Origin of the sequence: Pontibacter cellulosilyticus (assembly GCF_014306105.1) — a bacterium.
In the GTDB taxonomy this organism is placed as follows: domain Bacteria; phylum Bacteroidota; class Bacteroidia; order Cytophagales; family Hymenobacteraceae; genus Pontibacter; species Pontibacter cellulosilyticus.
In genome coordinates this window covers 1,294,763-1,308,972 of the sequence record NZ_JACRVF010000001.1, presented here as the reverse complement: position 1 = coordinate 1,308,972, position 14,210 = coordinate 1,294,763, and the positions used below count along the sequence as shown (strand labels likewise).

The window sequence follows — 14,210 nt, the reverse complement described above, 5'->3', positions numbered from 1 at the left end:
ATAAATGTTACAAGTACTAAATAACTGGTTTATAAGATCTAATAAATCAGAAAGATTATGGCTATTAGCTAAAATTGAATTTAAGTTGCGTTATTATGAGAACAAACTGGGCCTATTTTGGGCACTTCTTAAACCCATCGTAGATGTAACTATTTATTACATTGTTTTCAAAACTATATTAAGCTCTGATGTTCCTGCATTTGCTTCATATATTTTCATTGGACTGATTTTGTGGAACTTCTTTGTAGAGAGTACATCTGGAACAGTACAAATACTAAATACAAAGAAGTACCTGTATGAGTACAGTAACATGAATAAATTAGAGATCTATATATCTACACTCTTAAGTAACAGCATTGGTTTCTTTTTTAATTTACTAATGTTTATAATCTTCTATAATCTTATTGAACCTGCTTCAAATGGTATGAATCTTAATAGTATATGGATTATTGTGCTGTTTCTTAACTTGTTCATATTGTCTTTAGGAGTGTCGCTAATTCTATCTTGTCTATACATTATAGCAAAGGATGTTACTCAAATATGGCAGGTTTTCACTACTTTCCTATTTTTCTTGTCTCCTATTTTTTATAAACACTCTCTGTTTAAAGAGGCTCTTCCTGCATTTGAATTTGGTAATCCTATTGCAGGTATAATTATTAATGCACGTAGAGTATTAATGCAAGGAGTGAATCCAAACTATGAGTTGCTTTGGTTTGATATATTATATGCCTTAATTTTATTCTTTATTGGTCTCATACTTCTAAACAAACTTGGTTCTAAAGCTGCTGAAAAGCTTTAATTTATTATGGAAAACACTACTACAGTTGATCGTGCGGTTGCTATTAAGGCGAGGAATATCTGTAAGACTTTTCAAATTTCAGAGGATAGTCATAATACAGTAAAACATAGACTATTTAATTTATTTAATCCGCCTAAAACTAAATATGTACCTGCCCTTAAAACCATGTCTATGGAGATCATGCAAGGGGAGTGCATTGGTTTATTAGGAAGAAATGGTTCAGGCAAATCTACATTAGTTAAGCTCTTAGCTGGTGTTTATTCAACTGATAGTGGCTACATTAATGTAACAGGGTCTACTATGTTAATGAACCTTGGCGTAGGCATGAGCCATGAGTTAACAGCCAGGGAAAACGTTTATGTATCCGGATCTGTTCTTGGTCTAAAGATTAAAGAGATTGACGCTATATTTGATGAGATTATCGAATTTGCTGAACTCGAAGGGTTTGTTGATACAAAAATCAAATTCTTTTCTTCGGGTATGGTTGCCCGTTTAGGTTTTTCTATTGCTGTTAAAGCAGGCGCAGACATAATGTTCCTGGATGAGATCTTCGCAGTAGGGGATGCTAAGTTTCAGGAAAAGGCGATAAAGGTATTCGAAAGCTCATGGATTAAGGGAAGAACTGTGATCCTGGTTAGTCACTCCATGGATGTGATCAGGCAGTACTGCAGCAGAGCAGCCTTTATGAAACAAGGTGAGCTGGTTTACTTTGGAGATACTGAAGTAGCAATAAGTAAGTATATAGAGGACAACCAATAGGTTGTCCTTTTTTATTCTTTTTCTTTCCCGGCAATAAGTATAAACGGGATAAAGAAGCCAGCTACCATACCGCCTAAGCTTCTGTCAAAGTATATCTCTGTTACCCATGCACAGGCAAGCGTAAAGATAAAGACTACCGCCAGCCAATTCTTATTCTTAAACGCATGCATAAAGGGTAATATCACCCAAGTGAAAACAAATATGGCAAAGCCTATAATCCCTAATCCGTACAGAACATCTAAATAATTGCTGTGCACATTTTTACCTGTTTCAATGGCAAAACGAAAATCTTTTTGCTCATATTTAGAAAAGAGTTTGTCCTTTTTGTCTCCAAGGCCCACTCCCACAACAGGATTCTCAGTAAATATTTCCCACCCACAGCGCCATGCAGCAAGCCGGAAGTTTGCTCCATTCCATTGGTCTTCCGTTAGCTCCATCCCATAGTGGCTTTCTGCCCCCATATGGCTATACTCATACTTGTTATAAGTAAGCTCTTTAAACCTGTTAAGCATCTGGGGCTGTACTTTGTAGATAATAACGCCAGCCATTATCAAACCTAAACAAAGAGTTGCAATTTCCAGAAGCTTTTTGTTGCTTATAAGATAATAAAATCCAAAGCCTACAATTACAATAGCCAGCACTCCAATGTTTATCCTGCTTCCTAAAAGGTAGGTAATAAATAACAGAAAAATACCCCCCACTGTAAGTATGAAAGGATATGTTGTTCTTTTGTAAACAACCTGATATCCGATTATAAATATTGCAAAGTTTATCAGCAGAGCAATGTAAACAGATTGCTGCTCTAGGAGAGAAGTAAAGTTGTCGTTGTAAAGGGCGTCTGTTTGGTTATTAGAAGTATAGTTGTAGATGCCGTAAAGCAAGCAAGCCACACATACTCCAACAGTTGTTAAAGCAAAACTCGATAACAACTTTTCTTTGAAAGCAGGCCTCAGATTTAGCAGTCCAATACTTAAGGGGAATACAAGAAGTGGAATCCTTAGTTTTAAATAGTGCAGGCCTTTTGCAAAGTTTTCAGATAACAATGCACTTACTATAAGTAAAATAAAAAAGATTAGCGCCCACTGTATATACTTCCGTTCTTTTACTAAGGCAATTTTTTCTTTTAGCGTGCCAACCGAGAAAGTATAAATTACTAATATCCCAGCTATCGCAAAATTGATAGCATTAATTTGTGAAAAGTATAGAGTAGCGAAAAATAAGGTAAATAAAGAAAGTAATATCGTTTCCTGTCTGCTCATAGCGTGTCTATATAATTCCCAAAATTAAGGTATTTTTCTTGTTATCCAGCCATATTCCTGCTTATCCTAAACAGCTATTCTCTGACTATTTGGATGTTCATTAATAGACCATTAGTACAAAATTTATACTATAATTACTCAAGTATTGATGTTGAATATATTGTTTTTTATACGTTTAAATTCAGTTCAACTTCTATATTAATATGAAGATATTTTGATAATAGTATGAATCATTAATTTAATATTATATGTATATGGTACTATTTAGATAATAGTGCCTATGAAGACCTGGTATGTAAAATATTACTTTTCTGTTTTGCTGTTGTTGAGTGGCTTTGCGGTAAGATCTCAGCATAACGATACAGTAATATATAATCAATCCACATACAATACCTTTTTCGAAAACAAAGCCAAGGACTTAAAACTCTGGAATGAAGCTCCACCAGTAATTTTACCTCAGCATAGTGGTTTTATGGTTATTTCTACTACTTTCTTCTCAACTGTCTGGTATCACAGTCAGAACTTAGCAGTACCTGCCAATGATAAAATAAAGATCAACAGAAGAGATTCCAAACCTAGGTTTTACGCCACATCCTCGTCACATTGGTGGCAACGATTTTATGATCCAGCGTTTCTTGCGAGTACAAAACATATTTACCGGAACTCCTGGCAAAACCATCACTGGAGGCGAAATTATAATGGCGTTTTTTCTGCTCATATCATTAATGGCCAAAATGGAGGGAATATTGTTTTTGCCCTGAGCCACGGGGAGAATAAGAATGAAAAGATCTATGATTTCTTATATCAGAATACGGTAAGGCCTGGTTTCGTAATTAACAGCAGTAATCCAGATACTTATTCCGGAGGTACACCTTATGCAGACTGCTGGGAAGCGTACTTCGGATTCTTAAATGGCAACTGGGCTAGCATGAAACAAGACTCTAGTTTAAGTGCGCAATATTTTAATGACATAGGTCCCGTTGCGTGGCCATCTGCAGGTTACGTCTCCGCTGATGGTGAACAGCTATCTCAGGGGTTACGCCACCCCTCTTCCATAATTCACGATGGTTATATTTACATTTATGTGATTGACGCATCTATGGATGGTACAGGTGGTGTTAAACTCATTCGTGTTAAACAGGAGGATGCTATCGTACCGCAACGATATCAGACATGGTCAGGCAAAGAATGGATTGCAGCACTGCCAGAAGGATACACAAAAGACAAAATAGATAGTTACTTTACTGTTCGGGGGCCGGCAAACAAACCGGTTATTACTAATGACAAGAACACAATACGGTTTACAGTAGCAAGGTTCAATGAGAGCACAAACGATTTTATTGCAGTGGAAGAGTATATTAACCAGGATAATACACTACAAGTGGCATTCCGATACTCAGGGGACCTTATAAACTGGTCTGAGAGAGAAATAATTTATTCAGCGGCAGGCTGGGGCAGCTCTGCATTACGATATCCTGTATTTTTAAATAAGAATGGCTTAACAGATGGCAGCATAGACAAAGAAGAATTTTATGTTATTGGAACCCGTGACGATGGAAATGTGACCAAACTACATTTTGTTAAGCATCAATTAAACTCCCCAGGCACCGGATCTGTAAATTCAAATTCAAATGAGCTTCTCTGGACTACTAACCAAAGTTACAGAATGAATAATACCACTGTTTTAAGAAATGCTGCAGATGTTAATTTTGAACATGTAGAAGTATTCCCAGTACCAACATTATCCTACCTCGATATATCTTTCCAAGTTAATTCACTTGCCAGAATCTTTATTAGTCTATTCTCGCTTAATGGTGTTCCTGTAGAAAATGTTATCGAGGAGACCTTCCTTCCTCAAAATGTTAAAAGAACACTTGACTTTTCAAATCTTAAATCAGGTGTATATCTGCTGAAAGTGACAGATAATAACAGATCAATAGTTAAAAAAATAATAAAGCTATAGTTCCTGAACCTCAAACCGGTATTTGTAGTTAGCTGTACAGTTCATTCAGTTTGGAATAAGCACCATTTAATATCTTGTTTAAGTAAATGTTTGCTTTAAGGGGATTTACTTTTGAATCTTCCTGAACCATCATTAACTTTAAATCATATGGGCAGCAGCTAATTTGGTGTCTGCTCTCTTTGTCTTAACATGCATTTACAAATTACATCACTTAACTCCGGCAGCAACGGCAACTGTTATTACATCGGTAACGATCAGGAAGCCATACTGGTGGATGCCGGCATCTCCTGCCGCGAGACAGAAAGACGGATGGCACGACTTGAGCTCTCGATGAGCAAGGTAAAGGCCATTTTCGTTTCCCATGAGCATTCTGATCATATCAAAGGAATACCTGTGCTGGCGAAGAAGTACCAGCTGCTGGTGTACATTACTCCCCACACACTGCGCAGGGCCAGGTTTGAAGAAGTTAATTTTCCGGTAGAGACTTTTCATGCACAGGTGCCGGTAACAATAGGTAACCTAGAGATTATTGGATTCCCCAAACTGCACGATGCGATAGACCCCTATAGCTTTGTGATATCCTACCAGGGAACAAAAGTTGGTGTGTTTACAGATATTGGAGCACCCTGTGAGCAGTTGATACATTACTTCAGCCAATGCCATGCAGCTATTCTGGAAGCTAATTATGACGAAGTGATGTTGGCAGAAGGCTATTACCCTTACCATCTGAAAAGGAGAATCAGCGGAGGCAAAGGGCACCTGTCTAACAGGCAGGCACTAAACCTGTTTACAGCGTACAAACCGGAGCATATGAGTCATGTGTTGCTGGCGCACCTTTCCAAGAACAATAATTGCCCTAAGCTGGTAGAGGATCTGTTTACTGAGCATGCAACCGGAACGAAAGTAGTTGTGGCCTCTCGCTACGAAGAAACGAAGGTGTTCAGAATATCCAGCAGCAATGACATTGATATAGAACCAGCCATACCTTTTGAGCAAAAGCCAACGGTAAAAGCAAAAGCCAGAACAGCCAAAGGCAAAACTTCAGTAGCAGATAACCAGCTGCAGCTGTTCTAGTAAAGTATAAACCATAAAAAAAGCGCTCTATACTCAGAGCGCTTTTTTTATGGTTTATACTTTTTATTTGGTCAGATCCCTGTCCAGCTTATTTAAACTGTTTTTGCCGAGCAATGCAATGGCAGCGGCACTGGCAGCGGCAATAGCAACACCTGTGATTACCGGGTGTGTCTTAGCTCTGGTGTACACGCTCTTCTGCACATGTCCATCATAGTTACCGTAGATCTCGCCATCATGGCCGTGATGGTGCAGCGAACCTTCGTGGTGTTGTGCAGGTTGCTTTTTCTTTTGCTGATCGATCATCATGTTCTCTCCAACCCAATCCATTACACTCGGTGCGTACTTGTTCATGCTGCTCATGATCTTACCTCCGCCACCAATAAAGAGGTCGCGCTGCGGATGGGTAGCTGCGTAAAGTATGGCATCTGCGACTTCGTCTGGCTGGTAAACCGGAGGCGGCAGCGTAGGCTCTTCGTCCATGTAATTGCGGGCATGCTCTGTGTAAGGTGTGTTAATGGCAGCCGGTTTGATGAGGGTAACCGAGATTGGGGCATTTTCATCTTCCAGCTCCATACGCAGGGCATCTGTAAAGCCTTTTACGGCATGTTTGCTGGCGCTGTACATGCCCTGTATAGGTATGGCTACATCCGATAGCACACTGCCAATATTAATAATAGCACCACCGTTACGTGATCTTAGGTGCTGGGCAGCTGCAAGCGAACCATAAACAAGGCCCCAGAAATTAGTGTCGAATAGGCGACGGTTGTCTTCGTCTGTAACCTCACTTAAGCGGCCGTAAATAGAAACACCTGCATCGTTTACCCAAGTGTCGAAGCCTCCAAATCTGCCGATGGCGGCGTCTGCTATTTTGTGCACATCTGCCTCGCGTCCGACATCTGCTACCACATGTATCGCCTGGCCCCCTTCCTGTTTTATCTGATCTTCAATCTTAGCAAGAGCCTCACCGTTGCGTGAGGCTAGCACTACTTTTGCACCCTTTCTGGCTGCCTTAAGTGCAGTTGCTAACCCAATGCCGCTAGAGGCGCCTGTAATTACAATTACCTGATCTTTTAGTGATTTAAGTGTTAATGTCATAGTTTAAGTTTGTTTTAATTTGATTATCCATTGCGTTGCCGCCTATAGCCGCATAGTTATAGTTCATACGGAAGGCAGGGCAGACATAGTATGATAAACGCAGCTTATCCGGCACACTATGCCTTGTTATGCTGCAAAACCTCGTGAATGCCAAGATAATTTGAGTGTAAGGGGTGCTGTGGCCGTTTACTGATAAATGTCATCTTTAAGTATAAGCCTTGTCATAAATCCAATGATAGGATCTGGTGAAATTTGCTGCAGTAAAATTACCAGTAACAATGAACTTGATTGAGCAGGAGAATCTGATACAGAAGTATAATGTACCGGCGCCACGCTATACCAGCTACCCAACTATGCCTTATTGGGACAAAGCGGTGCCGGATGCGAAGCAATGGATGGAAGTGGTAAAGTATACTTTCTCAGAATCCAATGCCGCGAAAGGTATAAGCCTGTACATACACCTGCCGTTTTGCGAGGTGCTTTGTACCTACTGTGGCTGCAACACGCGCATCACCAAAAACCACAGCGTAGAAGAAGGCTACATACAGGCTATACTTGCTGAGTGGAAGCTATATTTGGAGGAGCTTTCTGAGAAGCCCATCATTAGAGAGCTACACCTCGGTGGCGGCACGCCTACTTTCTTTAAACCGGAAAACCTGCGCAAGCTGCTGGAGGGAATTTACGAGGGAGCCATACTTCATCCGGAGAAGGAATTCAGCTTTGAAGGACACCCGAACAATACCACTACAGCGCACCTGCAAACCTTGTTCGACCTTGGCTTCAGAAGAGTGAGCTACGGCATACAGGATTTTGATCCGAAAGTACAGATCACGATAAACCGTATTCAGCCGTTCGAGAATGTAAAGCACGTTACTGAGGAAGCCCGCAGGATTGGATATGAATCGGTGAACTTTGATCTGATCTATGGCCTGCCTTACCAGACCACGCAAAGTGTAAGCGAAACAATAGACAAGGTAGCAGAGCTGATGCCGGATCGCATTGCTTTCTATTCTTATGCGCATGTGCCGTGGGTAAAGCCGGGGCAGCGAAGCTACTCAGATAAAGACCTGCCGGACAATGCGGAGAAGCGTGCACTGTATGAATTAGGTCTGAGGAAGTTTAAGCAGCTAGGCTATACAGACATAGGTATGGATCACTTCGCCCTGCCCCAGGACACCTTGTACAAAGCATGGGAGCAAAAAGAACTGCACCGCAACTTTATGGGCTACACCACCTGCCAAACCGACCTGTTGATAGGGTTAGGTACCTCCTCCATCAGTGACGCCAAGTATGGCTACATGCAAAACCTGAAGAAAGTAGAGACTTACAAAGAGGCTGTATTAGGTGGAGAACTGGCTATACTAAAAGGACACTTTCTGACCGAAGACGACCTAGATTTGAAGGAAGCCATACTTAGTATCGCCTGCAAAGGAGAACTTGAACTGGAGGACAGCTTGCTTGCGCTCTTACCGGATGATGCCTTTGCACAATTGAATGAGATGCAGGAAGAAGGATTGGTAGAGCTCAAGAACAGCAGACTAACGGTAACGCCACTTGGGAAAGCGTTTACCCGAAATATCTGCATGGTCTTCGATCTGAAACTAAGACAAACAGAGCCAGCCGGACAACAGGTTTTCAGCAAAGCGATCTAAAAATACACAGTTAGACATAGTGTTTTAGTGGGAAATGCCCTGGTGCTGTTTGGTGCTGGGGTATTCTCTTTTGGTGTGTTACCTACTGTTACTTAAGTATAAACTAAGCAACCACAACCGGAAGACCAAAATAGATAAAGTATAAGCCAGTGCTGCAACAAAGCAGGTCTGAAGTATAAAGTCATGGCAGTAGCTTAAGAATAAAAATCTGGAAGGTAGCCCTTAAATGTGGAAAAGCAGGCTACAAAGTAACCTGCTTTTGAAACGACCATGGGGGGAGGCCGAATATCTACCAATATACTAAACTAAACTCTAAAATTTATGCAGAGCATTTGCTCCAGCATAATGCCTGAAAAGGCATTGTTGCAGTTTTAGCAGGCTTTTACTGCACCGCTTACACAAGCCAATAAGCCGGCAATAGTGTGTAAGCCAATACTTGCAACGCTACAAAGGTATAGCAACTGCAAAGCGATTCCACTGACATCAATCAACGCCAAAGCTGATGCTCGTCATCTTTTAAGGAAGGGCTTCCATCTAACTTTGTAAAGTACCATTAAAAGAAAATTGAGATGGAAGCCGCACTCCAAACCAATGTTCAGAACTGCTATCATTGCGGGGATTCCTGCGTCGATGAGCTAATTATTGCACACGACAAGGCTTTTTGCTGTGCCGGGTGCAAAACCGTTTACGAGTTGCTGGAGGAAAACAACCTCTGCACCTACTATAACCTCGAACAAAACCCTGGCATTACCGGAAAGGCGCAAAAGTCAGAGGCGCGTTTTGCTTACCTCGACGACAAAGGGGTAGAGGCACAGCTTATAAACTTTCGCAACGACAGCATCTGTAAGCTAACCTTTTATGTGCCGCAAATGCACTGCAGCTCCTGCATCTGGTTGTTGGAGAACCTGTTCAAACTAAATCCGGGCATTTCCGAGTCTACAGTAAATTTCCTGCGCAAAGAAATATCCCTTACATACTTTCATCAGAAAACCACACTGCGAGAAGTGGTAACATTGCTGGCACGCTTGGGCTATGAGCCGGATATTACACTGGCCGATACAGATGGAAAGAAGGTAAATAAGAAAAGTCATACTATCATCTACAAACTAGGTATTGCCGGTTTCTGCTTTGGCAACGTTATGCTGCTGGCGTTTCCCGATTACCTGGCCGTAACCGATGGATTGCAGCGCACGTTCGGCTCCTTCTTTGGCTACCTAAGCCTTGTCTTGTCTATTCCTGTGCTGCTCTTCAGTGCCAGAGGGTTCTTTACCTCTGCCTGGGAGGGCTTAAAACAACGTTTTGTTAACATCGACTTCCCGATAGCGTTTGGCCTAACGGCTCTTTTCTTTGTAAGTGTTTACGAAGTTATAACCGGCACCGGCCCTGGCTACCTGGACTCTTTTACAGGACTGGTGTTCTTCATGCTGATCGGTAAATATTTCCAGCAGAAGACGTACGACACGCTTTCTTTCGACAGAGATTATACTTCCTATTTCCCGGTGTCTGTTACAGTGCTGCACGAAGATGAGGAGAGGTCAGTAGCTGTTAGAAACCTTAAGATCGGTGACCGCATCAGAGTCAGAAACCAGGAACTGATACCTGCCGATGCCATACTTTTAAAAGGACGGGCACTAATTGATTATAGCTTTGTGTCCGGAGAGTCTGATCCGGTGGAGAAGGTGGTAGGTGAGATCATCTATGCAGGTGGCCGCCAGATAGGAGAGAGTGTAGAAGTAGAAGTTGTAAAAGAAGTATCGCAAGGCTACCTGACGCAACTCTGGAACGACAGTGCTTTCTCGAAAGATGAAACACAAACCGTAGCAACTTACGCAAACAAAGCAGGCCAGTGGTTTGTGGCGGTAACTATTGTAGTGGCCATTGGTACGCTCTGGTTCTGGGTGCCTCGCGACCTCGATATGGCCATGCGCGCTTTCACGTCGGTTCTTATTATTGCGTGTCCTTGTGCGCTTTCGCTGGCTACGCCTTTTGTGCACGGCCATACATTGCGCGTGTTCGGCAAGAATAAGTTCTTCCTTAAAAACACATCGGTAGTAGAAACACTAGCTAAGATTGATACGGTTGTTTTTGATAAGACAGGCACCCTTACAGAGCCAAGTGCAGCTGAGGTAAGTTATACTGGCAAAGCCCTTACGGCAGCGCAGGAGCGAAGTATACTTTCGGTAATGCGCCACTCTACACACCCGCTTAGCCAGCGCATCAGCGAAAACTTAAAAGAGGCACCCTTCCAGGTAGATAACTTTAAAGAGTACAGCGGCAAAGGTATAAGCGGAGAAGTAAACGGGCAGCTGGTGCGTGTAGGCTCTGCGGCTTACCTGGGTATACCTGTCGATAAAACAACTGACACACTAAAAACTACAGTGTATGTTTCTATAGATGGTGTCGTGCTGGGCTACTATACTTTCTACAACGTGTATCGCCAGGGCCTTAAAAGCATACTTGGTGATCTTTCTGATAAGAAGATTGCTGTACTATCCGGCGACAACAACCATGAGCAGGAAAGGCTGAGGGACTTGCTGGGGCAAGAAGCAGAGCTGGTATTCAATCAATCGCCGGTGCAAAAGCTGCAAAATATCAAGGTGCTGCAGGCACAGCATAACAAGGTGCTGATGGTAGGCGATGGCTTAAATGATGCAGGCGCTTTAAAGCAAAGCGATGTAGGTATAGCCCTAACAAACAGCGTGACAAACTTCTCACCATCCTGCGACGCCATTTTAGATGCGACTGCCTTTGATAAACTGAGCAAGTTCCTGGCCTTCTCCAAAAAGACGATGAGCATCATACTTGCCACTTTCGCTGTGTCGCTGGTATATAACGCCATTGGTCTAACGCTGGCAGTACAGGGGCTGTTTTCACCCATCGCTTCGGCCATACTTATGCCGATCAGTTCGCTAAGCGTGATCGTGTTTGCTACCCTTTCCGTCAAGTTTGCCTCCAAAAGAGCCGGCTTGTAAATCATATTCAATAATTCATCATTCCTAATTAAAAAGCCATGTACATCATCTTTTTAATGATCGCTGTGAGCATTACGGTGGCTGCGCTGTTCCTGGGAGCTTTTCTGTGGGCAGTGAGGTCTGGCCAGTACGACGATGACTATACCCCTGCCGTGCGCATGCTCTTCGACAACGAAAGCAGCTCTAAAGCTAAGCAGGTACCGAAGGAGAAGAAGGCCTAGATGCTGCTGCTGATATAAATCACCTCCGGAAGTGACATTCATCATCTTTTAACGAGGCGTACTTCCGGAAATTTGCAGCTATAGTCGATTGATAAAATATCAAAACAAACAATAATTCACTTAAACTAAAGAGGACACCGCACATGTCAAGTAATGTAGCCGAAGTCTTAGAAAATGCACCCGACAGGGTCGTGCCGAGGGGGACGGACCGGGGGTTAACCGACACGTTCTTTTATGACAACAAGATCGTTCGGGATTTTGGTATAGCCACTGTGTTCTGGGGCATTGCCGGTATGCTGATAGGCGTGATCATCGCTTTCCAGCTGGCGAACCCGGATGTGAACATGGGCAACCAGTATACCACATTTGGTCGCGTAAGGCCGTTGCACACCAATGCTGTGATCTTTGCCTTTGTGGGTAACGCCATTTTTATGGGTGTTTATTACTCGCTGCAGCGTCTTTGCAAAACACGTATGTACAGCGATATCCTCAGCAAGATCAACTTCTGGGGATGGCAGCTGATCATCGTTTCGGCGGTTATCACGCTTCCGCTGGGTATCACAACTTCTAAAGAGTATGCCGAGCTGGAGTGGCCAATTGACATTGCCATTACCCTGATCTGGGTGGTGTTCGGCTGGAACATGTTCGGTACGATTGCTAAGCGCCGTGAGAAGCACATGTACGTAGCCATCTGGTTCTACATCGCTACGTTCTTAACAGTTGCTGTGCTGCACATCGTAAACTCTTACGAAATGCCGGTTAACTTCCTGAAAAGCTACTCTGGTTATGCCGGTGTGCAGGATGCGCTGGTGCAGTGGTGGTATGGCCACAATGCGGTTGCATTCTTCTTAACAACACCGTTCTTGGGCCTGATGTACTACTTCTTGCCTAAGGCTGCAAACCGTCCGGTATACTCTTACCGCCTTTCCATTATCCACTTTTGGTCCCTGATTTTCATCTACATCTGGGCTGGTCCGCACCACTTGCTTTATACTTCCTTGCCAGACTGGGCACAATCGCTGGGTGTGGTTTTCTCCGTGATGCTAATCGCTCCAAGCTGGGGTGGTATGATTAACGGTTTACTTACTCTGCGTGGTGCTTGGGATAAGGTGCGCGAAGAGCCGGTGCTTAAGTTTATGGTGGTAGCTGTTACTGCTTATGGTATGGCTACCTTCGAAGGCCCGATGCTGTCGCTTAAAAACGTGAATGCCATTGCGCACTTCACCGACTGGATCGTAGCACACGTGCACGTAGGTGCCCTTGGCTGGAACGGCTTCCTGACTTTTGCGATGCTGTACTGGTTGTTCCCACGCCTGTATAAAACGCAACTGCACTCTAAGAAACTGGCCAACGCGCACTTCTGGTTAGGTACACTTGGTATACTTTTCTATGCTATTCCAATGTACTGGGCAGGTTTCACACAAGGTTTAATGTGGAAACAGTTCACAGCAGAGGGTACACTTCAGTACTCTAACTTCCTGGAGACTGTGTTGCAGATCGTGCCGATGTACTACCTGCGTGGTATCGGTGGTGTGCTATACTTAGGTGGTGTATTCCTGATGGTTTATAACCTGATTAAAACCGCTAAGTCTGGAAGTTTAGTAGCTAACGAAAGAACAGAGGCTCCTGTAATTGTACCTTCTATATCAAACAACGCCGGTCACTGGCACTCCTGGATCGAGAAGCGTCCAACGCAGATGGCCATTTTCGCTACAGTAGCAATTATGATCGGTGGTTTGGTAGAGTTTATACCTGCCTTCGTGATCAAATCTAACGTGCCGACTATTGCCAGTGTGAAGCCTTATACTTCGCTGGAGCTACAGGGCCGCGACCTATATATTAAAGAGGGTTGCGTTAACTGCCACACGCAAATGGTTCGTCCATTCCGTTCGGAGACAGAGCGTTACGGCGAGTATTCTAAAGCAGGTGAGTTCGTGTATGACCACAACTTCCTGTGGGGCTCCAAGCGTACCGGTCCGGATTTGCACAGAGTGGGAGGTAAGTATCCGCACAGCTGGCACTACCACCACATGATGGACCCAACCTCCATGTCGCCGGGTTCTATTATGCCAGCTTACCCATGGTTGTTCGAGCAGGATGTTGACCTTAGCACCACTGAGGATAAACTGAAGACGCTGAAAAAACTGGGTGTGCCTTACGAGGATGAGTATATCGCCAATGCCAACGAGGAGCTGATGAAGCAGGCCAACGGTATAGCGGCAGATCTGAAGAAGGAAGGCATTGAGGTGAAACCAGAAGCTGAAATCGTGGCTATGATCGCCTACCTGCAGCGCCTGGGTACAGATATCAAAGTGAAGGAAACACAGGAATAACCTGACAAAGGACTTAAGACAAAAGACAAGCGAGTAAGTACTCCAGTCTCTTGTCTTAAGTCCGGAAGTCAAAAAGTCTAGAA

General features: G+C 43.4%; 10 protein-coding genes. 8 read left to right on the top strand and 2 right to left on the bottom strand.

Translation table 11 applies throughout. From position 1 onward, the window contains the following. The first annotated feature begins 4 nt into the window (after positions 1-4). Positions 5-799, top strand: coding sequence for an ABC transporter permease (locus tag H8S84_RS05610; RefSeq protein WP_187066260.1), 795 nt, complete (start codon positions 5-7; stop codon positions 797-799). Positions 800-805: 6 nt separating this feature from the next. Then, positions 806-1,558 carry an ABC transporter ATP-binding protein gene (locus tag H8S84_RS05605; protein ID WP_187066259.1) on the top strand — a complete coding sequence of 251 codons (753 nt, stop codon included), beginning with the start codon at positions 806-808 and terminating at the stop codon, positions 1,556-1,558. Positions 1,559-1,569: 11 nt separating this feature from the next. Here the strand turns inward: H8S84_RS05605 and H8S84_RS05600 are convergent, their stop codons facing one another. Beyond that, positions 1,570-2,448, bottom strand: coding sequence for an O-antigen ligase family protein (locus H8S84_RS05600; protein ID WP_187066258.1), 879 nt, complete (start codon positions 2,446-2,448; stop codon positions 1,570-1,572). Between the two features lie 649 nt (positions 2,449-3,097). Between H8S84_RS05600 and H8S84_RS05595 the strand changes: the two genes are divergently transcribed. Continuing rightward, complete coding sequence (locus H8S84_RS05595) at positions 3,098-4,780, top strand: T9SS type A sorting domain-containing protein (protein ID WP_187066257.1); 1,683 nt, start codon at positions 3,098-3,100, stop codon at positions 4,778-4,780. Positions 4,781-4,969: 189 nt separating this feature from the next. Further along, a complete protein-coding gene (locus H8S84_RS05590) occupies positions 4,970-5,854 on the top strand; it encodes an MBL fold metallo-hydrolase (RefSeq protein WP_187066256.1) in 885 nt (294 codons plus the stop codon). Positions 5,855-5,917: 63 nt separating this feature from the next. Here the strand turns inward: H8S84_RS05590 and H8S84_RS05585 are convergent, their stop codons facing one another. Further along, positions 5,918-6,949 carry an SDR family oxidoreductase gene (locus tag H8S84_RS05585; protein WP_187066255.1) on the bottom strand — a complete coding sequence of 344 codons (1,032 nt, stop codon included), beginning with the start codon at positions 6,947-6,949 and terminating at the stop codon, positions 5,918-5,920. A gap of 278 nt (positions 6,950-7,227) precedes the next feature. Here H8S84_RS05585 and hemN point away from each other — a divergent pair, with 278 nt between their 5' ends. The 4 genes from hemN to ccoN all read left to right on the top strand — a co-directional run bounded on the left by hemN (position 7,228) and on the right by ccoN (position 14,127). Continuing rightward, positions 7,228-8,601 carry an oxygen-independent coproporphyrinogen III oxidase gene (hemN, locus tag H8S84_RS05580; protein ID WP_187066254.1) on the top strand — a complete coding sequence of 458 codons (1,374 nt, stop codon included), beginning with the start codon at positions 7,228-7,230 and terminating at the stop codon, positions 8,599-8,601. Positions 8,602-9,170: 569 nt separating this feature from the next. After that, on the top strand, positions 9,171-11,573 hold the full coding sequence (locus tag H8S84_RS05575; RefSeq protein WP_187066253.1) for a heavy metal translocating P-type ATPase: 2,403 nt from the start codon (positions 9,171-9,173) through the stop codon (positions 11,571-11,573). A gap of 38 nt (positions 11,574-11,611) precedes the next feature. Continuing rightward, entirely contained in the window at positions 11,612-11,794 is a 183-nt protein-coding gene (gene ccoS, locus H8S84_RS05570; protein WP_187066252.1) for a cbb3-type cytochrome oxidase assembly protein CcoS, read from the top strand. Between the two features lie 143 nt (positions 11,795-11,937). Next, positions 11,938-14,127: a cytochrome-c oxidase, cbb3-type subunit I gene (gene ccoN, locus H8S84_RS05565; RefSeq protein ID WP_222621575.1), complete on the top strand. Its 2,190-nt coding sequence runs from the start codon at positions 11,938-11,940 to the stop codon at positions 14,125-14,127. The last annotated feature ends 83 nt before the right edge of the window (positions 14,128-14,210 follow it).